Raw genomic sequence first — 17,727 nt, 5'->3', positions numbered from 1 at the left:
AATTATGAGACTCCATGATGTTAAGCCGCAAAAAGGCTCCAAGAAACGCAAGAAGCGTGTAGCTAGAGGTATTTCTGCCGGTCAAGGCGCTAGTGCTGGTTTAGGTATGCGGGGTCAAAAATCTCGTTCTGGTAGCGGCACTCGACCAGGTTTTGAAGGTGGTCAACAGCCATTGTACCGCCGCTTACCTAAGCTAAAGGGCTTTCCGATTGTTAATCAGAAGATTTACACTACGATTAATGTAGAGAAGCTAGCCTCCCTTCCCGCGAATACAGAAGTAACTTTGACCTCATTGAAAGCCGCAGGTATCCTGACTGCTGTCAAAGGGCCATTGAAAGTTTTAGGTAACGGGGAATTGAGCATTCCGCTCAAGGTACAAGCGGCAGCTTTTACAGTTTCAGCTCGTAGCAAAATTGAGGCAGCTGGTGGTAGTTGTGAAGTCTTATGAGTGAGCCGGAACAGCGCACTTAAATGCAAGCCAACTCGCTGCCAGTGCTTGGTTCACTATAAAGGTAGCACTCTATGATCAGTCGAGATAAAGCCCCAACGGCTCAAGAAACTTTTATGCAGATGGCGCAGGCAGCTGGGCTTAGAGGTAGGCTGCTTGTCACCGTCGGTATTTTAATTTTGGTTCGCCTGGGTATTTTCTTACCTGTCCCAGGCATTGATAGACCGAGATTTGCCGAAGCCATATCGGGCAGTAATTCCATATTCGGCTTATTGGATATATTTTCCGGGCGAGGACTTTCGACTTTGGGTGTCTTTGCTTTAGGAATTTTACCCTTCATTAATGCGTCTATTATCATCCAGTTACTCACAGCTGCGATTCCAACTTTAGAAAATTTACAGAAAAATGAAGGGGAAGCAGGTCGGCGAAAAATATCGCAAATTACCCGCTATGTAACTGTAGGTTGGGCAATCCTTCAAAGTACAGCTTTTTCGGCATTATTCCTCCAACAATTCGCCTTAAAGCCAGGGCCAATCTTTGTGGCTGAAACTGCGATCGCTCTGACTGCTGGTTCGATGTTCGTCATGTGGGCATCAGAACTGATTACAGAACGGGGTATTGGCAACGGCGCATCATTGTTGATTTTTGTCAATATTGTTGCATCATTACCAAAAGCTTTGGGTGATACCATCGACTTGGTACAAGTCGGCGGTCGGGAAGCAGTGGGTCGGGTAATTGTGCTGGTCTTAGTTTTCCTCGCAACAATTGTTGGGATTGTGATTGTGCAGGAAGGAATGCGCCGCATCCCAATTATTTCGGCTCGTCGGCAAGTAGGTCGAAGAGTTTTGGCAGAGCAGCGTAGTTATCTGCCACTGCGGCTAAATCAAGGCGGCGTAATGCCAATTATTTTTGCTGCTGCCATCCTCAGTTTGCCACTGCTAATCGCCAATTTTACTAAAAATGCCGATTTGGCAAATATAGTTAACACTTATTTGAGTCCAAGCGGTTCTAGCTCCTGGGTCTATGCCTTGGTCTACATGATTTCTATTGTTTTCTTCAGCTACTTCTATTCTTCGTTGATTCTCAACCCGGTAGATGTGGCGCAGAACTTGAAGAAAATGGGTTCTAGTATTCCTGGGATTCGTCCCGGCAAGGCAACTAGCGAGTATATCGAACGCGTTTCCAACCGACTCACTTTTTTGGGTGCGATCTTTTTGGGCTTCGTTGCTATTATCCCCACAGCCGTAGAAAGCGCTTTGAATGTGAAAACTTTCCGGGGAATAGGTGCAACCTCGTTGTTAATTTTAGTTGGTGTGGCAATTGAGACAGCCAAACAAGTCCAAACTTATGTCATATCTCAGCGCTATGAAGGAATGGTGAAATAATAGTGACGCGATTAATCTTCTTGGGGCCACCTGGAGCGGGTAAAGGAACACAAGCTCAAACCTTGGCTGAACACTTGAATATTCCCCATATTTCTACGGGTGAAATATTAAGACAAGCTATGAAAGAGCAGACTCCTTTAGGAATCAAAGCTCAAAGTTATGTTGATAGCGGCGAGTTAGTACCCGACCAGCTAGTGGAGGACTTGGTAAAGGAGCGCCTCAGTCAACCAGATGCCAAAAATGGTTGGATTCTTGATGGTTTTCCTCGGAAAGTGACCCAAGCAGCTTTTCTGGAGAAGTTACTGGAAGCAATACATCAAGGTGGCGAAAAGGTAGTCAATTTAGATGCACCAGATGAAATTGTCATCGCACGTTTGCTAGCTAGAGGACGAAAAGATGATACCGAAGAGGTGATTCGTCGTCGTTTAGAAGTATACCGCGCTGAAACTGCACCTTTAATTGATTATTACGGCGATCGCCAAAAACTCCTAACAGTCAATGGCAATCAGTCCCAAGAAGATGTCACTGGTGAACTACAAAAGGTAATCGCTTCTTGAAAGGGGAGTAGGGAGTAGGGAGTAGGGAATTCACCACTTATCACTCACTATTCCCCATAGCAAAAAAAAGATCAATTTTAGCTAAGATATATTAATAAACTGTTGATATATTTCTTAAAATGTGTTTCTTTGCAGATGAAGGCTGCAACTGAACACGAAATTGTTGAGTTGAGGAAAAAACAAATTGTCTAAGCAAGATTTGATTGAAATGGAAGGCACGGTTACAGAGTCCTTGCCCAATGCGATGTTTCGCGTTGACTTGGACAATGGTTTTAACGTGCTAGCACACATTTCCGGCAAGATTCGCCGAAATTATATCAAGATTTTGCCCGGTGATCGCGTCAAGGTGGAGTTAACCCCCTACGACTTGACCAAAGGCAGAATTACCTATCGACTACGAAAGAAGTAAGTATATGTAGAAAATTTTACCATAAAACCATTTTTTTGACTGTTTATTAGTCATTTAACTGGATTAATTTCCCTAGAAATGCTATAATTTTATATTTGGAGTCAAAAAATAAAAGGCATGAAAGTTAGAGCCTCAGTCAAGAAAATTTGTGAAAAGTGTAACGTGATCAAACGTCGTGGTCGCGTCATGGTGATCTGCGTGAACCCAAAGCACAAACAACGTCAAGGATAACACTCTTACCAACAGAGTGAGTTGCAGGACGCATATCATCATTAAAACGAAAAGACGCGATTAATCACGTTTTTCCAACTAACAGTAATTGCGAGAACAATAGGGAGAGTTCATTGTGGCACGTATTGCCGGAGTAGACCTTCCACGCGATAAGCGCGTCGAGATCGGTCTGACTTACATCTACGGAATTGGGTTATCACGCGCTCAAGAAATTATAGCGGCAACTGGTGTGAACCCAGACACCCGTGTTAAGGACTTAAGTGATGCCGATGTGACAGCCCTAAGAGGGGAAATAGAAACCAACTATCAAGTTGAAGGCGACTTGCGGCGCTTGGAGTCTTTGAACATCAAGCGCTTAGTTGACATTGGTACCTACAGAGGTCGTCGTCATCGTATGGGCTTACCAGTCAGAGGCCAAAGAACTCGCACCAATGCCAGAACCCGTAGAGGCAGAAGGCAGACAGTGGCAGGGAAGAAGAAGGCTCCAGGGAAATAATTTTGCAACGCTTGCTAATCCGAGCAAGTTTTACCTTAAATCAACTAAACAAGTATGGCGAGACAACCAACTAAAAAAACCGGGAGCAAGAAGCAGAAACGGAATGTACCCAGTGGAATGGCCTACATCCAGTCTACTTTCAACAATAGCATTGTCACCATTACCGATCAAAACGGAGATGTCATCTCCTGGGCTAGTGCTGGTTCTAGCGGTTTTAAGGGAGCAAAAAAGGGAACTCCCTTTGCAGCGCAAACCGCAGCTGAAAGTGCAGCCCGCCGAGCTATCGATCAAGGAATGCGCCAAATTGAGGTAATGGTCAGTGGCCCAGGAGCAGGTAGAGAAACCGCTATCCGGGCACTTCAAGGAGCAGGACTAGAAATTACATTGATTCGGGATATTACCCCGATTCCTCACAATGGTTGTCGTCCACCCAAGCGCCGTCGAGTTTAAATACTAAGACTTGGCAGCGAGGGCGAAAAGTGACAGCCAGCAATGACCACTTGAACGTCTAACGTGCAAATTGTCATTGATTCAAAGCTTGGGCAACCAGAAGCGTGTCAGATTTTCCCACCGGGAAAGCTGTTAAGCTTTGGGCTACTCAAAATATTATTAATCAATTTTGGATTTTAGATTTGCGATTTTAGATTGAACCCGACTATAAGGGTGCTGGGCCTCGTGGATTTTAAGTTGATGATTTAAGATTTGTTCCGTCAATCCGAGGCGGAGCATGAACGAAAGAAGCACAATCCAAAATCCAAAGTCCAAAATCGAAAATTGGCAATCAATTCTGGAGGCAATTGATTTGTCTGCTAGCAGCACCTTAGAAGAAGGGAGGCTCATCCGTGGCGCAGTTTCAAATTGAATGTGTAGAGTCGAATACCGAAGAAAGTCGGAACCATTACAGTAAATTTGTATTGGAACCTCTCGAACGCGGTCAAGGAACAACTGTTGGCAACGCACTGCGGCGGGTTTTACTGTCTAATTTAGAAGGTACAGCAGTTACAGCAGTGCGGATTGCGGGCGTTTCACATGAGTTCGCCACAGTTCCGGGCGTGCGGGAAGATGTGCTGGAAATCCTCATGAGAATGAAGGAAGTTATCCTGAAAAACTATTCTTCGCAGCCTCAGATTGGTAGATTACTCGTTAGCGGCCCAGCAACAATCACTGCGGCACATTTTGATTTACCCAGTGAAGTAGAAGTCATCGATCAGACTCAGTATGTAGCTACCATCGCTGAGGGTGGAAAGCTGGAAATGGAATTTCGGATCGAAAAGGGCAAAGGCTATCGCACTGTAGAGCGAGGACGTGAGGAAGCCACATCGTTGGATTTTCTCCAAATCGACTCGATATTTATGCCGGTGCGAAAAGTCAACTACAGTGTTGAAGAATCTCGTGGGGAAGGCTTGATTCCAAAAGACCGACTACTGTTGGAAGTTTGGACAAATGGCAGTATTTCCCCTCAAGAAGCACTATCTTCTGCTGCTGCGATCTTGGTAGATTTATTCAACCCGTTGAAAGATATCTCCCTAGAACCAACAGACACAGGTTCCGATATTCCAGACGATCCAACTGCCCAGATACCCATCGAAGAGTTGCAACTTTCTGTGCGGGCATATAACTGTCTCAAACGGGCACAAGTTAACTCTGTGGCAGATTTGTTGGATTATACCCAAGAAGACCTCTTAGAAATTAAGAACTTTGGGCAGAAGTCAGCAGAAGAAGTTGTGGAAGCTTTGCAGCGACGGTTGGGCATCACCCTGCCAATGGAAAGAGGCTCTAAACACCCTTAAGAAAAACCTTCATAATTCATAGTGCATAATTATGCGTCACCGTTGTCGCGTCAAAAAACTCAGTAAACCAGCCGATCAACGCCGTGCTTTGCTGCGATCGCTCGCCACCGAGCTGATCCGTCATGGTAAGATCACCACCACTTTAATTAGAGCGAAAGTTCTCCGAAGTGAAGTGGAAAAAATGATTACCCTAGCCAAAAATGGCTCCTTGTCAGCACGTCGGGAAGCTCTTGGCTATATCTTCGACAAACAACTGGTTCACGCTCTATTTGAGCAAGCTCCTACTCGATATGGCGATCGCCAGGGCGGTTATACCCGCATCCTACGTACCGTACCGCGTCGGGGTGATAATGCAAAAATGGCAATAATTGAATTGGTTTAAGTCATTGGTCATTAGTCATTAGTCATTGGTTATTCACAAATGACAAAGGACAACTGACAAATGACAAAGGACAAAATCTGTATGTTAGAAAGCCACCAGCCTACACAAACTCATCGAGTAGCCTTGGTAATCCAATACCTGGGCACTCATTTTCATGGCTGGCAACGGCAAAAAAAACAGCGGACAGTTCAGGAAGAGATAGAAATTGCGATCGCGACTATCCTTGGATACCATGTAACACTACATGGGGCTGGGCGAACCGATTCAGGAGTTCACGCTGCTGCCCAAGTAGCCCATTTTGAAGCTACAGGTTTAATTCCGCCTCACAAGTGGGCAACAATCCTCAACAGCTACCTGCCGCCAGATATATTAATCAGGGCTTCAGCTAGTGTCGATAACCGTTGGCACGCTCGCTTTAGTGCAGCTTATCGACGGTATCGCTACACAATATATACTGAAGATCGGCTTAACTTGTTTGTAAGACCCTTCAGTTGGCATTATTATTATGCACCCCTGGATGAATCTTTAATCCAAGCTGCCTTGAAACCTCTGTTGGGAAAGCATCACTTAGCTGCTTTTCACCGTGCAGGCTCAAAGCGATCGCATTCCTGGGTAGAGGTGCAAGCAGCAGAGTGTCGTCGCAGTGGGCCATTTATCCATATTGAAATACAGGCAGATGGATTTTTGTATGGCATGGTACGGCTGTTGGTAGGGATGCTAGTACAAGTAGGTTCTGGACAACGAACACTTTCTAGCTTCACCGAACTCTGGAAAGAACAACGTCGGGAAGAAGTAAAACACGCCGCACCGCCTCAAGGCTTGTGCTTGTTGCGAGTCGGCTATCCCGATTTTCCCTTTCCGAAAGAGATTTGGTACGACACCTTGCCAAAGTTCGTCACTAGTCAAGAGTCATTAGTCATTGGTCATTAGTCATTGGTCAGTAGAGACGCGATTAATCGCGTCTGTACAATGGTCATTAGTGAATAACTAAGGACAAAGGACAAAGGACAAATAACAAATGACAAAAGACAAATGACTAATGACAAATTAAAAATGACAAAGGACAAATGACAAATGACAACAGTTAAAACATACCTTCCTTCTCAAGCAACCCTTGAGCGTGAGTGGTACATAGTAGATGCCACCGATAAACGCCTTGGTCGTCTCGCCAGCGAAATCGCCCAGGTATTGAGAGGCAAAAAGAAACCTGAATATACACCCCACTTAGATACAGGTGACTTCGTAATCGTCATCAATGTCGAGAAAGTGGCAGTCACAGGTAAAAAGCGTACTCAAAAGCTTTACCGCCGCCATTCTGGTCGCCCTGGTGGGATGAAAACCGAAACTTTCGCTAAACTACAAGACCGTATACCAGAGCGGATTTTAGAACAAGCTGTTAAAGGTATGCTACCTAAAAATAGCCTGGGTAAGCAGTTGTTCACCAAGCTGAAGGTTTACGCTGGGCCTACCCATCCGCATGATGCTCAAAAACCTAAAGAACTAAAAGTTAGTACAATTCCTGGAGAAGAAAATTAATGGTAGTAGCAGATGCTAATAGCGGTCGCGCCGTATACTGGGGTACTGGTCGCCGTAAGAATGCAGTAGCACGGGTACGCTTGGTTCCAGGCACCGGTCAACTGATTGTGAACGGTAAAGATGGAACCTTGTATTTCCAATTCAACCCCAACTACCTGGGAGTGATTAAAGCACCCCTGGAAACTCTGGGACTAGAAAACGAATATGACATTTTGGTAAAAGCAGAAGGCGGCGGCTTGACCGGACAGGCTGATTCTGTTCGTTTGGGAGTTGCGCGTGCTTTATGCCAACTAGATCCAGATAACCGTCCACCTTTGAAAACCGAAGGTTATTTGACTCGCGATCCGAGAGCAAAAGAGCGGAAGAAATATGGTTTACATAAAGCTCGGAAAGCGCCTCAGTACTCTAAGCGTTAAGCGATTGGGGACTGGGTATTGGGTACTGGGTACTGGGTATTGGAGATTAGGTATTGAGAATTGAGTATTGGGAAAAGTCCGTTATTTATTTACATCTTTCCCAGTCCCCAATCCCTAGTCTCCAGTCCCTAATCCCTAGCGCCAATTGAACGCTGAAAGTTATAATTTATATAGATTCATCACAAAAAAAAACAATGGCTAAAGCTGATATTCACCCCAAGTGGTATCCAGACGCTAAAGTTTACTGCAACGGTCAAGTTGTTATGACCATTGGCTCTACTAAGCCAGAATTGCACGTGGACGTTTGGTCTGGAAATCACCCCTTTTACACCGGTACTCAGAAGATTATTGACACTGAGGGTCGAGTAGAGCGCTTCCTCCGTAAGTACGGTATGAGCAGCACTCAAACATCTGGCGACGAACAAACCAAAAAGTAGCGAGTTGGCTCTGCTGTTAACGACGGCCCTGCATCAGCTGGGTCGATTTTCATTTATATGCTCGAGCCAATTTGTTATTTTTTTAAGGAGCGATCGCACTCGTCATGGCTGAATCATACTTACTAGACAAACTAAAATCCGTTGAACAAACTTTTAATGAATTAACCCGTCGTCTTGGCGACCCTGATACCGCTAGCAATCCTGATGAGTATCAAGAAATTGCTAAGTCTCGTTCTTCTTTGGAAGAGGTTGTTGATACTTATGAAATTTGGAAAACAGCCCAAGAAGACTTAATCGGAGCGCGTCAGGTTTACAAAGAATCTGCCAGTGATCCAGAGTTGCAAGAAATGGCATCACTGGAAGTAAAAGAACTTGAAGAAAAAATAGAACATTTAGAGTCTCGGTTGAAAGTCTTACTGCTACCACGCGACCCCAATGATGAAAAGAATATCATGTTGGAAATTCGCGCTGGTACTGGTGGCGATGAAGCAAGTATTTGGGCTGGCGATTTGATGCAGATGTACACCCGCTATGCCCAGACTCAAGGTTGGAAAGTTTCTCTGGTGAGCGAATCTCGTGGAGAAATGGGTGGCTGGAAAGAGGTCATTCTCGAAATTAAAGGTAATGACGTTTACAGCCAGCTAAAGTTTGAAGCTGGAGTGCATCGTGTGCAGCGCGTGCCGGCAACTGAATCTGGAGGACGGGTTCATACTTCCACAGCTACCGTAGCGATTATGCCAGAGGTAGATGATGTGGAAATTCACATTGACCCGAAAGATATTGAAATGACTACAGCCCGTTCTGGTGGTGCTGGTGGACAAAACGTCAACAAGGTGGAAACAGCCGTTGACTTGATGCACAAACCAACGGGAATACGCATTTTCTGTACAGAAGAACGCAGCCAGTTGCAAAACAAAGAACGGGCGATGCAAATTCTGCGGGCGAAGTTGTATGACATCAAGTTAGGCGAACAACAAGCAGCTGTAACTTCCATGCGGCGATCGCAGGTTGGGACAGGATCGCGATCGGAAAAAATTCGCACCTATAATTATAAAGATAACCGCGCTACCGATCATCGGTTAGGTCAGAATTATTCCCTTACCCCTGTTTTGGATGGTGATTTAGAGACACTTATCCAATCTTGTATATCTCTAGACCAGCAAGAACGTCTCGCGGAGTTAGCGACTTCTGCCGCTAATTAATACCAATTCAATTAATGATTGCAACACATCTTTGGTTGGATAAAGACGCGATGAATCGCGTCTCTACAAATGGTCATAATTTTTGCTGTTAAATCTTCTGTAAAACCACTTGTTCGTCTGTTACTTTTAACACAGACAGGTGGTTTTCTAATATCGCGTGGAGTACATTTTCTATTTCACTGGGATAATGGTAATAGGCAAATTCGTACTTCATAAGGTAATTTAACTTTGCCCATTCCTTCAGGGTTTTACAGGTATAAATTAAATTTTCTATTTCTTTTTGCCAACGCGCAAAAATCCGGTAGCTAAAAAAGCTGCTGCATATATTGCCTTTTGCATCCCAGTAGGAAATACACACTTGATGTTTCAGAAGGTGGATTTTTTTGATTTGCTTAACATCGTAGCCTTTAACTTTTAAAGCTTCTTTGGTTTCTGCGTCAGAAATGTTCCACTGTTCTGGTTTAATTTTATTAGTGGCTATAAGGTTTTTACCTTTGCGGCGATATTGATTAATTTTGCGTGGCTTGCGAAACATGATGCACCTTCGATATTATTTCTTCGCAGCAAAGTCTAGCTACTAGCACAACTGCCGTAGCAAACTAAGTTTTTTGGGTTGGTTAAAGATAGATGGGTTCGTCTACTAGCTTGATGCCTGTAGTTGCTGATTTACAACCAGAGATATAGTTTAATACTAAAACACAAGGCTGTCAATATAAAAGTAAAATTGTAATATTGAAAGTAGACTTGTAAATAAAGTTGGCTAGCTATATAAGCAGTGAAGATCGAAAGCAAACAAAAACTGATTGAGATCATTAAACTAGCTCGCGGTTCAATGAGTCAGCGAGCGTTTGGTAAGCTTTTGGGGGTATCTGCTACTGCTGTTCAGATGTGGGAAAAAGGTGTGAAGGTTCCAGATACAGAAAATTTGGCTCGAATCGCATCGAAAGCAGGCTACACAATGGAAGAGTTAATCAGCTGCATAGATGGTAAGCCAATTCCAGAAACCTCAGATTTGAGTCTGATTCTTAGACAAATCCAGCACATGCCTTTGGCCCAAGTGGCTCAAATTGTCCAAGCTGCGGCAGATAGATTGGCGGCTGTGGCTGAAGCATCGGGGGATGAGGCGAAGGCTAGTTGAATATTAAAATAATTCGTAATTAAGTTTTTTAAAAGCGATTTAGGGGACTTCCAAATAAAACAATATCCCAAAACTAACGCAAAAATTCTCTCTATCTCTTCTCCCTCTGTGTTCTCTGTGTCTCTGTGGTTCGTTTATTTGGATAATTTATTTCTTGGAAGTCCCTAGCATAAAATTGGCTCAAACTAGCTCGTGGTTTCTTGCTGTCAAGATTCAACTCTATGGACAAACCTTTTTTGTATGACCAAGATTTCTATGGCTGGACACAGCAGCAGGCTAAAGCGTTAGAGCAGAGGCTAGTTATGGAACTAGACTGGCAACACCTGCAAGAGGAAATTCAAGCTTTGGGCAGACAGGAGTATCGGGAACTTGTGAGTCGCCTGAGTGTATTAATCGGTCATCTATTGAAGTGGGAGTTTCAACCCGAACAACGCGATCGCAGTTGGTTTTTAACAATTCGAGAACAGCGTCGCGCCATCCACAGACATTTGCGACAGAACCCCAGCTTAAAGTCTCGAATCGAAGAAGCTTTGTTAGATGGCTTTGAAGCGGGAGTCGATTTGGCGCTACGAGAAACTAATTTACCATTACGAACTTTTCCAGAACATTGTCCCTATTTATTTGATGATGCGATGTCTACGACGGGCTACGCCTACGCAGACAATTTTCTGTGCGATACTCGTCAAGACTGGGAAGGATAATTCCTGCAATTTTTCTTACGAACATTTGTTATTTGGAGACACGTTATATTTGTCAATAAATAATAGAAACTAGTTTTTCAAAATCTTGGAAATCGCAGCTTTGCTCTTTTTTAACATCTTGAACATATATATTGTAATACAGCTTATTTTCTTTAAATTTGAAGAAATATCCTACTATGGGTAACTGTTCACCTTTAAGTCTGAAAACTATTCTGTTAAGTTTATATTTTCCATATTGATTAACAAGATAAATAAAGCTATCAAAACTTCCATTTACAGCTTTTTCAAATTCTAGTAGATTTTTATCTAATTTATTAGAACTTTGCAAGATTAAAGGTGGTATATCTTCAAGACTATTGAGCTTATTTCTCGTAAACACTGCGTCTTTTTTTATATAAGCAATAATTTGATGATAGTTGTATAAAATACCAATTTCTGAACAAGATTTTTTTAGGTATCTTTCAATCTGCTTCTCATGATTACGCAAATTTTCTTCTTCTCGCTTTATTTCTACAATCATTATAGGAGGTGAATATGGTTTAAAATATTCATTTTGTACAGTTTTATATAATTCTATATCATGATAATCAGACTCAATTTTAATATCAATTTTGCTTGGAAATAATCCACTTTCATTTACTAAAAAATAGATAAACAATTGTCTAACTTTTTCTTCTGGTCGTCCATCTAGAACAATTTCCCTGCCTTTAATCAAACACTTGGTATATTCTGCATAGTTTCTGTTATATATATTTAGTTTTCTAGATATTTCTTCACTTAAGCTAGTCATAGATACTTAGGTTGATTTATAAACTGTTTATAGGGATGCAATAATATTGCATCCCTTATTATTTTCCATGCAATTTAAAATTGCTTTTTGTCTATTTTTCTCCGAAAAAGCTTAATATTTTAGTAACTAATTCTGCCCAATACTGTCCTGCTTTAATCTCTAAAAATGTATTTAGGCTTTGCTCAGTTTCAAGTTCGTGCTTCAATGTCTGACATACATTATCTACATATTTTTCACCTTGAGGTCTTTCCCGACCTTTTTCATTAATTAAAGCTATCCAGAAATCAGAATCTTCGCTTTGAGGTGATAATTTTCTTATAGCTTCATATTGAATTTCTACACCTACTTCACTTATAAAATTGTCATAAAATGAGTTAAATTGTACGACTAATTCAGGGATAAATGTTTTTAAAGATTCATTTGCAGATGTAAGCTCATTAAGGATATTTTCTAATTCCTGTTTTGCTTCTTTGGTAAACTTCTTCAACATTTCATCTTCATTTCTTCCTTCAGCAATAACTCTCATGTCGTAATATATATCTATATTTCTTGGCTCATAGTAACCGAAGTTTCTGTGGATAGCATGTTTAGTATTCCATGCCCGATAAACGGTACGATAGTATTCAACATATTTATCAATAAAATCTTTATAAACAAAACCAGGTACTCTTTTATTCAAATATCTTAAATCTTTTATCTTCTGAATGGCATTTTCAATTGCCTTAATTTCTGATATTGTTAGAGCATCACCATTTTTGATTCTCGTAAAACTTTCTTTAATATCCTTGATCTCTTCTAATAAAATATTTTTTCTACGTTCTACTACACCTGCTATAGCTTCAATAAATTCATTTTTATCTGCCTGTATATCTTCTTCGCTGTATATATCATCACGGTAGTACCTCAAAGCATCATAGAATAAGATATTTTCTAGGAAGAAATCTAAGTTCAACTTCTGGAAGGTATCTTGAATCTCATCTGTTTTGATTTGAATCCCTCTATCATAATCTCCATCACATTCATTCACTTTTTCAGGTTCATCTTTGTGAGGTAATACCAAAGTTACGAATCTATGATGAAAATCTTTGGATTTAGATGTAAGGTGATAACCTATTAATTTACTGATATTAGCTTCAGGAGCAGCAGCGAAGGGAGTTACAAAGAGACAGATAGTATCCTGATTTTCAATATATTTCTGTAAGTCTTTACGAATAGGATTTTCATCAAGTCCTTTGGTATCAATGACTGAATCGAACTGAGACAAGTTTGAGCCAGATAAAACATCATGGCTCACATAAAGATATATTTTTCTCGGAATAGCAAATTCCTGGAACTCAGCAGTATTAATAGCAGCAAAGGTGTTTTTTATCCATTGTTGCTCATTTTTTTGATTATCAAATTCAATCCTATTCGTAGTTCTAGATTCCAGGCTTGCATTATTCAAGGTAAGCTTTTGAAATTTATTCAAAGCAACTTTTTTTAATTCATCTAACCTCAACTTATCAAGGTCTTCTACAGGCTCTAGTTTTTCTGATTCATCTAATACAAGTTTATCAAATTCTTCCTTCGCTGGATCAATGGTTTCACTTTTCTTTTTCTTGTCAACATAAATTGTTTTATAACGTAACTTCATTCCTATAATATTCCTAATAGCTCTTTCAATTTCTTTAGAAATAATTACTCTCTGATCTGGCTGAGGATTATCTTTATTCGCAATATATTCGCAGAATTCAATAATAATATTTTCCATTTCATCAACTGTATACGGCTCTATCTCTATGTAAGTTTTTTCAGATGCTTTGATAATTACTTCACATATAGTAGTTCTGCCTGCCCCCGTTGATAGTAGCTCTTTGGTTTCGCTTACATCTTCAGTTTTACTACCACTAGTCTTGGAAACCTTTAAATCACTTATTAAGTTAAAAAGATGGCAAATAGCTGTCGTTTTTCCTTGACCAATAGTACCTATAAAAGCAATTTTATATTTTTCTATACTAAGAATTCTTTCTATTTCATCTAATCGCTCTAACTTTGATTTCAGGTTATTAAGGCAAATATGATTAGGTATATTAATTTCAGAATTACCTGAGATTTTTTTAATTTCCTTCTTCAAATCTTGTTTTAAGGATGCAATCTCTTCTTGCCACGTTATTGTCAACATACTGTTTACCCTGTTTCGATGCTTAATTACTTGATATTTACAGTATGCCCACTATGGTTGAATATCTACCAACAGCCTCATAACACTACCAAACCTTTCTCTGGTAAGCCTTTAGCCACTTGCCGATGAGCAAGGCGATCGCTAATTTTGGCTGAGTTAAAGTTCTGGTAGAAATACGTAATGCCTACACAAACGAAGTCCATCTGCGTGGACTCCAGCAAGTTGAAACCCACGGAGGTGGGTTTTGTCTGTATAGCTGCGATTTCTAATCGCCAGGGCTAGCATACTTTACTGGCAGTTAAGGAATAAATGGTTTTAAAATAGTGCAATCTTAAAATATTTAGGGGTGCAGCTATGTCGCTACGCAATGAGCCTTTAGATTGGCAACTTGAAACGAATAATCCTTATATACCAGTTTATCATCAAGGGAATTTGGTGGGATTTTTTAAACCAGAATATGCCAGTGAAATTATTAAAATTTTAAACGAAGAAGAAGTTTTAAAGAAAGCGCTAAAAATGGCTTGCACTGATTTAATTAAAAAAATCGGTGGCGATACCAGAAAAGTCAATTATTTAATGGAAAAATATGTAAAAACTAGTGAGCGTCCGAAGCATGGAACTAGAGCGATCGCAGTTTTACTTCAAGATAGGCAAAAAGAGCTTGATTTGAGTAACCAGGAGTTTGCAAAATTCTGCGATACCTTTAAATTATCTCCTACGGAACTGAATAATATTTATGCTGGAGAAGCATTTGATGATAGTTTATTAGCGCCCCTTTCACGTATATTAGGGATACCAAAAGAGCAATTACTGAAAGTGCGAGATGGTTGTGAATAACAAACTAACAGATGAACAGCAAATCAAAATCTTCAAGTGATATAAAGTTGTGAAAACAGACATCATCTTTTATCGGCTGTTTCAAGAATTTCCTGATATCTTCTTTGAACTTATTGGTAATCCGCCAGAAGAAGCTAGCCTTTATCAATTTTCATCGGTTGAAATCAAACAAACAGCCTTCAGAATCGATGGTGTATTTCTGCCTACACAAGGAAGTGAGAACCCGATTTACTTTCTTGAAGTGCAATTTCAAGCTGATGGGGAAATTTATTCACGGCTAATTGCAGAAATATGTTTATACCTCCGTCAGAATCAACCGTTAAATGACTGGGGTGCTGTGGTTTTATACCCAAATAGAAATGTAGATACAGGTAATATCAAACATTACCGTGAGTTTTTCACAAGTGGGCGCGTCAGGCGCATTTATTTGGATGAATTAGGTGAGGCTGCATCGCTTCCAATTGGCATTGCAACTGCTAAATTAGTAATTGCAACTGATGATATAGCGATCGCACAAGCAAGGGAGTTGATAGACAGAACCAAGTCAGAGATAAGCTCACCACCAAAACAGCAGCAGTTATTACAATTTATAGAGACTATTTTGGTTTACAAGTTTCCCACAATGACTAGGGAGGAGATGGAGCAAATGTTTGGCTTAAGCGAGTTAAAGCAAACCAGATTTTATCAGGAAGCCTTTCAGGAAGGTGTTGAACAAGGTATTGAACGAGGCATTCAACAAGGCATTCAACAAGGTAGGGTTCAAGGCATTGAACAAGGTAAACTCAAAGCAGTACCAGCAATGTTAGCAGCCGGGTTGACTGTAAAACAAGTAGCACAGGCGCTAGATTTGAGTGTCGAAGAAGTCAGACAAGTAGCACAAAGTCAGTCTTAAGATAGATGTGGTAAATTTTATCCGTGGCTCAAGCCAAATTTGGTTTGCGGCTTCCAAACTTGATCACGACGAATTTATAGTTAATTTTTGTTAATATTAGAGGCGGTGTTAGTACTTCGTCCTCAACCACCCACTCCCTACCTGAGAGAAACTTAATGCTGCGATTAGAACATATAAGTAAAATTTATCCCACAGGCGAAGTTCTCAAAGATATCAACTGGGAAGTTAAACCAGGCGATCGCATTGGCTTAGTCGGTGTCAACGGTGCTGGAAAATCCACCCAGTTAAAGATCATTTCTGGGGAAATTGAACCCACCGCCGGCGAAATCATTCGCCCTAATAGCTTACATATAGCCTATCTTAACCAAGAGTTTGAAGTAGACCCCACCCGCACCGTTAGAGAAGAATTTTGGACTGTCTTCAAAGAAGCCAACGAAGTACAGTTATCTCTGGCGCACATACCACAAGAGATGGAAACGGCTAGCCCAGAGGAACTGGATCGACTTATAGATAAGTTGGATCGCTTGCAGCGCAAATTTGAAGCCTTAGATGGCTACAACTTAGACGCACGCATTGGGAAAATATTACCAGAAATGGGGTTTGGGCTAGAAGATGGCGATCGCCTCGTCAGTGCCTTCAGTGGTGGTTGGCAAATGCGGATGAGTTTAGGTAAAATCCTCCTGCAAAAACCCGATTTGTTGCTACTGGATGAACCGACTAACCACCTAGATTTAGAAACCATTGAGTGGTTGGAAAATTACCTCAGAGGACTGGTTACGCCGATGGTAATAGTCTCTCATGACCGGGAGTTCCTTGACCGCCTCTGCAACCAAATTGTCGAAACTGAACGTGGTGTTTCCAGTACCTACCTTGGTAACTACACAGCATATTTGGAACAAAAAGCCGAAAGTCAATCAGCACAACTGAGTGCTTACGAACGCCAGCAAAAAGAATTAGAGAAACAGCAAACCTTTGTTGATCGATTTCGCGCCAGTGCTACCCGCAGCACCCAGGCAAAAAGCCGGGAAAAGCAACTCGATAAAATTGAGCGCATTGAAGCACCCATTGCTGGGGTAAGAACTTTACACTTCCGTTTTCCCCCTGCACCCCGCAGTGGACGTGAAGTAGTGGACATTAAAGATTTAACTCATCTTTATGGTGAGAAAATCCTGTTTTTAGCAGCAAATCTCCTAATTGAAAGAGGCGATCGCATTGCTTTTCTTGGCCCCAATGGTGCTGGAAAATCTACCCTTCTGCGCGTGATTATGGGTATGGAACCACCCACAGAAGGTAGTGTTCAATTAGGCGATCATAATGTTATTCCCGGTTACTTTGAGCAAAATCAAGCTGAAGCCTTGGACTTGAAGAAAACTGTCATGGAAACTATCCATGATGAAGTTCCAGATTGGGATAATCAAGAAGTCCGCACGCTTTTAGGACGCTTCTTATTTACTGGTGATACAGTATTTAAGGCAGTTGGGGCATTAAGTGGAGGAGAAAAAGCTCGTTTGGCGTTAGCAAAAATGCTCTTACGTCCCGCGAATTTACTAATTTTAGATGAGCCGACAAACCACCTAGATATTCCAGCGAAAGAAATGCTGGAAGAAGCACTCAAAAATTATGATGGTACGGCAATTGTAGTCTCCCACGATCGCTACTTTATTTCTCAAGTAGCTAATAAAATCGTCGAAATTCGTGATGGAGAATTCCGCGTTTACTTAGGAGACTATCATTACTATCTCCAGAAAATTGCCGAAGAAAAAGAACAAGCAAAGTTAGCTGCAATAGAAGCCGAAAAAGCAGCGAAAAAAGCTGCTAAAGCTTCCGCGAAAAGGAAATGAGAAACTAGAAAAGGGCTTAGTAGTAGCGTTTTAGTACTACTACTAAGTAATCACTCCTTATTAGCGTTCTCAAACATC

General features: G+C 41.3%; 24 protein-coding genes. 20 read left to right on the top strand and 4 right to left on the bottom strand.

What is annotated here, in order from left to right:
* The first annotated feature begins 4 nt into the window (after positions 1 to 4).
* The 15 genes from rplO to prfA all read left to right on the top strand — a co-directional run bounded on the left by rplO (position 5) and on the right by prfA (position 9,289).
* On the top strand, positions 5 to 448 hold the full coding sequence (rplO, locus tag V7L07_RS20700; protein WP_069070765.1) for a 50S ribosomal protein L15: 444 nt from the start codon (positions 5 to 7) through the stop codon (positions 446 to 448).
* Positions 449 to 522: 74 nt separating this feature from the next.
* Positions 523 to 1,833, top strand: a complete 1,311-nt coding sequence (gene secY / locus V7L07_RS20695) for a preprotein translocase subunit SecY (RefSeq protein ID WP_179068338.1) — start codon at positions 523 to 525, stop codon at positions 1,831 to 1,833.
* 2 nt (positions 1,834 to 1,835) lie between these two features.
* On the top strand, positions 1,836 to 2,390 hold the full coding sequence (locus V7L07_RS20690; RefSeq protein ID WP_335060796.1) for an adenylate kinase: 555 nt from the start codon (positions 1,836 to 1,838) through the stop codon (positions 2,388 to 2,390).
* A 184-nt stretch (positions 2,391 to 2,574) separates the two neighbouring features.
* On the top strand, positions 2,575 to 2,799 hold the full coding sequence (gene infA, locus V7L07_RS20685; protein WP_006276978.1) for a translation initiation factor IF-1: 225 nt from the start codon (positions 2,575 to 2,577) through the stop codon (positions 2,797 to 2,799).
* Positions 2,800 to 2,916: 117 nt separating this feature from the next.
* Positions 2,917 to 3,030 carry a 50S ribosomal protein L36 gene (rpmJ, locus tag V7L07_RS20680; protein ID WP_015129703.1) on the top strand — a complete coding sequence of 38 codons (114 nt, stop codon included), beginning with the start codon at positions 2,917 to 2,919 and terminating at the stop codon, positions 3,028 to 3,030.
* A gap of 115 nt (positions 3,031 to 3,145) precedes the next feature.
* On the top strand, positions 3,146 to 3,526 hold the full coding sequence (gene rpsM, locus V7L07_RS20675; protein WP_094328449.1) for a 30S ribosomal protein S13: 381 nt from the start codon (positions 3,146 to 3,148) through the stop codon (positions 3,524 to 3,526).
* A gap of 54 nt (positions 3,527 to 3,580) precedes the next feature.
* Positions 3,581 to 3,976, top strand: a complete 396-nt coding sequence (gene rpsK, locus V7L07_RS20670) for a 30S ribosomal protein S11 (protein ID WP_069070761.1) — start codon at positions 3,581 to 3,583, stop codon at positions 3,974 to 3,976.
* A 277-nt stretch (positions 3,977 to 4,253) separates the two neighbouring features.
* Positions 4,254 to 4,388 (top strand): hypothetical protein, encoded by a 135-nt coding sequence (locus V7L07_RS20665; RefSeq protein WP_256874956.1) that lies wholly within the window; start codon positions 4,254 to 4,256, stop codon positions 4,386 to 4,388.
* On the top strand, positions 4,369 to 5,316 hold the full coding sequence (locus V7L07_RS20660) for a DNA-directed RNA polymerase subunit alpha (protein ID WP_094349104.1): 948 nt from the start codon (positions 4,369 to 4,371) through the stop codon (positions 5,314 to 5,316). Before V7L07_RS20665 ends, V7L07_RS20660 begins: the two co-directional genes overlap by 20 nt.
* A 31-nt stretch (positions 5,317 to 5,347) precedes the next feature.
* Complete coding sequence (rplQ, locus tag V7L07_RS20655) at positions 5,348 to 5,698, top strand: 50S ribosomal protein L17 (RefSeq protein ID WP_094349105.1); 351 nt, start codon at positions 5,348 to 5,350, stop codon at positions 5,696 to 5,698.
* Positions 5,699 to 5,779: 81 nt separating this feature from the next.
* The gene (gene truA, locus V7L07_RS20650) at positions 5,780 to 6,628 is read left to right on the top strand and encodes a tRNA pseudouridine(38-40) synthase TruA (protein ID WP_335060865.1); all 849 of its coding nucleotides are present in this window, start codon (positions 5,780 to 5,782) and stop codon (positions 6,626 to 6,628) included.
* A 144-nt stretch (positions 6,629 to 6,772) separates the two neighbouring features.
* Complete coding sequence (gene rplM, locus V7L07_RS20645) at positions 6,773 to 7,234, top strand: 50S ribosomal protein L13 (protein ID WP_179068341.1); 462 nt, start codon at positions 6,773 to 6,775, stop codon at positions 7,232 to 7,234.
* On the top strand, positions 7,234 to 7,650 hold the full coding sequence (gene rpsI, locus V7L07_RS20640) for a 30S ribosomal protein S9 (RefSeq protein WP_104906415.1): 417 nt from the start codon (positions 7,234 to 7,236) through the stop codon (positions 7,648 to 7,650). The genes rplM and rpsI overlap by 1 nt, the downstream gene beginning before the upstream one ends.
* A gap of 194 nt (positions 7,651 to 7,844) precedes the next feature.
* A complete protein-coding gene (gene rpmE, locus V7L07_RS20635; protein ID WP_012410697.1) occupies positions 7,845 to 8,087 on the top strand; it encodes a 50S ribosomal protein L31 in 243 nt (80 codons plus the stop codon).
* 104 nt (positions 8,088 to 8,191) lie between these two features.
* Positions 8,192 to 9,289 (top strand): peptide chain release factor 1, encoded by a 1,098-nt coding sequence (prfA, locus tag V7L07_RS20630; RefSeq protein ID WP_185583541.1) that lies wholly within the window; start codon positions 8,192 to 8,194, stop codon positions 9,287 to 9,289.
* 88 nt (positions 9,290 to 9,377) lie between these two features.
* Here the strand turns inward: prfA and V7L07_RS20625 are convergent, their stop codons facing one another.
* The gene (locus V7L07_RS20625; RefSeq protein WP_335060795.1) at positions 9,378 to 9,824 is read right to left on the bottom strand and encodes a hypothetical protein; all 447 of its coding nucleotides are present in this window, start codon (positions 9,822 to 9,824) and stop codon (positions 9,378 to 9,380) included.
* Positions 9,825 to 10,064: 240 nt separating this feature from the next.
* On the opposite strand from V7L07_RS20625, the gene V7L07_RS20620 reads away from it, so the two are divergent.
* Both V7L07_RS20620 and V7L07_RS20615 read left to right on the top strand, forming a co-directional pair.
* Positions 10,065 to 10,427, top strand: coding sequence for a helix-turn-helix domain-containing protein (locus V7L07_RS20620; protein WP_012410694.1), 363 nt, complete (start codon positions 10,065 to 10,067; stop codon positions 10,425 to 10,427).
* 221 nt (positions 10,428 to 10,648) lie between these two features.
* On the top strand, positions 10,649 to 11,128 hold the full coding sequence (locus tag V7L07_RS20615) for a DUF29 domain-containing protein (protein ID WP_335060794.1): 480 nt from the start codon (positions 10,649 to 10,651) through the stop codon (positions 11,126 to 11,128).
* A 52-nt stretch (positions 11,129 to 11,180) separates the two neighbouring features.
* Here V7L07_RS20615 and V7L07_RS20610 read toward each other — a convergent pair whose 3' ends face one another.
* The 3 genes from V7L07_RS20610 to V7L07_RS20600 all read right to left on the bottom strand — a co-directional run bounded on the left by V7L07_RS20610 (position 11,181) and on the right by V7L07_RS20600 (position 14,282).
* Positions 11,181 to 11,918, bottom strand: a complete 738-nt coding sequence (locus tag V7L07_RS20610) for a type I restriction enzyme HsdR N-terminal domain-containing protein (protein ID WP_335060793.1) — start codon at positions 11,916 to 11,918, stop codon at positions 11,181 to 11,183.
* A 91-nt stretch (positions 11,919 to 12,009) separates the two neighbouring features.
* Positions 12,010 to 14,079, bottom strand: coding sequence for a hypothetical protein (locus V7L07_RS20605; RefSeq protein WP_335060792.1), 2,070 nt, complete (start codon positions 14,077 to 14,079; stop codon positions 12,010 to 12,012).
* A gap of 77 nt (positions 14,080 to 14,156) precedes the next feature.
* A complete protein-coding gene (locus V7L07_RS20600) occupies positions 14,157 to 14,282 on the bottom strand; it encodes a hypothetical protein (protein WP_335060791.1) in 126 nt (41 codons plus the stop codon).
* 151 nt (positions 14,283 to 14,433) lie between these two features.
* Between V7L07_RS20600 and V7L07_RS20595 the strand changes: the two genes are divergently transcribed.
* From V7L07_RS20595 to V7L07_RS20585, 3 genes are all read left to right on the top strand, one after another.
* Entirely contained in the window at positions 14,434 to 14,916 is a 483-nt protein-coding gene (locus V7L07_RS20595) for a hypothetical protein (protein WP_335060790.1), read from the top strand.
* A gap of 49 nt (positions 14,917 to 14,965) precedes the next feature.
* The gene (locus V7L07_RS20590) at positions 14,966 to 15,808 is read left to right on the top strand and encodes an Rpn family recombination-promoting nuclease/putative transposase (protein WP_335060789.1); all 843 of its coding nucleotides are present in this window, start codon (positions 14,966 to 14,968) and stop codon (positions 15,806 to 15,808) included.
* Between the two features lie 155 nt (positions 15,809 to 15,963).
* On the top strand, positions 15,964 to 17,649 hold the full coding sequence (locus tag V7L07_RS20585) for an ABC-F family ATP-binding cassette domain-containing protein (RefSeq protein ID WP_335060788.1): 1,686 nt from the start codon (positions 15,964 to 15,966) through the stop codon (positions 17,647 to 17,649).
* Positions 17,650 to 17,727: the final 78 nt, after the last annotated feature.

This window comes from Nostoc sp., assembly GCF_036916985.1.
Lineage (GTDB): Bacteria > Cyanobacteriota > Cyanobacteriia > Cyanobacteriales > Nostocaceae > Nostoc.
Note: the sequence above shows the minus strand (reverse complement) of the source record. Positions and strands in the feature narration are given on the sequence as shown.

What these genes read in the sequence shown, in the direction of transcription:
- rpsI (WP_104906415.1), top strand. Translation starts at nt 7,234, where the DNA reads ATGGTAGTAGCAGATGCTAATAGCGGTCGCGCCGTATACTGGGGTACT.
- rplO (WP_069070765.1), top strand. Translation starts at nt 5, where the DNA reads ATGAGACTCCATGATGTTAAGCCGCAAAAAGGCTCCAAGAAACGCAAG.
- V7L07_RS20595 (WP_335060790.1), top strand. Translation starts at nt 14,434, where the DNA reads ATGTCGCTACGCAATGAGCCTTTAGATTGGCAACTTGAAACGAATAAT.
- V7L07_RS20605 (WP_335060792.1), bottom strand. Translation starts at nt 14,079, where the DNA reads ATGTTGACAATAACGTGGCAAGAAGAGATTGCATCCTTAAAACAAGAT.
- rplQ (WP_094349105.1), top strand. Translation starts at nt 5,348, where the DNA reads ATGCGTCACCGTTGTCGCGTCAAAAAACTCAGTAAACCAGCCGATCAA.
- rplM (WP_179068341.1), top strand. Translation starts at nt 6,773, where the DNA reads ATGACAACAGTTAAAACATACCTTCCTTCTCAAGCAACCCTTGAGCGT.
- rpmJ (WP_015129703.1), top strand. Translation starts at nt 2,917, where the DNA reads ATGAAAGTTAGAGCCTCAGTCAAGAAAATTTGTGAAAAGTGTAACGTG.
- V7L07_RS20665 (WP_256874956.1), top strand. Translation starts at nt 4,254, where the DNA reads ATGAACGAAAGAAGCACAATCCAAAATCCAAAGTCCAAAATCGAAAAT.
- secY (WP_179068338.1), top strand. Translation starts at nt 523, where the DNA reads ATGATCAGTCGAGATAAAGCCCCAACGGCTCAAGAAACTTTTATGCAG.
- truA (WP_335060865.1), top strand. Translation starts at nt 5,780, where the DNA reads ATGTTAGAAAGCCACCAGCCTACACAAACTCATCGAGTAGCCTTGGTA.
- V7L07_RS20585 (WP_335060788.1), top strand. Translation starts at nt 15,964, where the DNA reads ATGCTGCGATTAGAACATATAAGTAAAATTTATCCCACAGGCGAAGTT.
- prfA (WP_185583541.1), top strand. Translation starts at nt 8,192, where the DNA reads ATGGCTGAATCATACTTACTAGACAAACTAAAATCCGTTGAACAAACT.
- rpsK (WP_069070761.1), top strand. Translation starts at nt 3,581, where the DNA reads ATGGCGAGACAACCAACTAAAAAAACCGGGAGCAAGAAGCAGAAACGG.
- V7L07_RS20625 (WP_335060795.1), bottom strand. Translation starts at nt 9,824, where the DNA reads ATGTTTCGCAAGCCACGCAAAATTAATCAATATCGCCGCAAAGGTAAA.
- rpmE (WP_012410697.1), top strand. Translation starts at nt 7,845, where the DNA reads ATGGCTAAAGCTGATATTCACCCCAAGTGGTATCCAGACGCTAAAGTT.
- V7L07_RS20615 (WP_335060794.1), top strand. Translation starts at nt 10,649, where the DNA reads ATGGACAAACCTTTTTTGTATGACCAAGATTTCTATGGCTGGACACAG.
- V7L07_RS20610 (WP_335060793.1), bottom strand. Translation starts at nt 11,918, where the DNA reads ATGACTAGCTTAAGTGAAGAAATATCTAGAAAACTAAATATATATAAC.
- V7L07_RS20600 (WP_335060791.1), bottom strand. Translation starts at nt 14,282, where the DNA reads ATGGACTTCGTTTGTGTAGGCATTACGTATTTCTACCAGAACTTTAAC.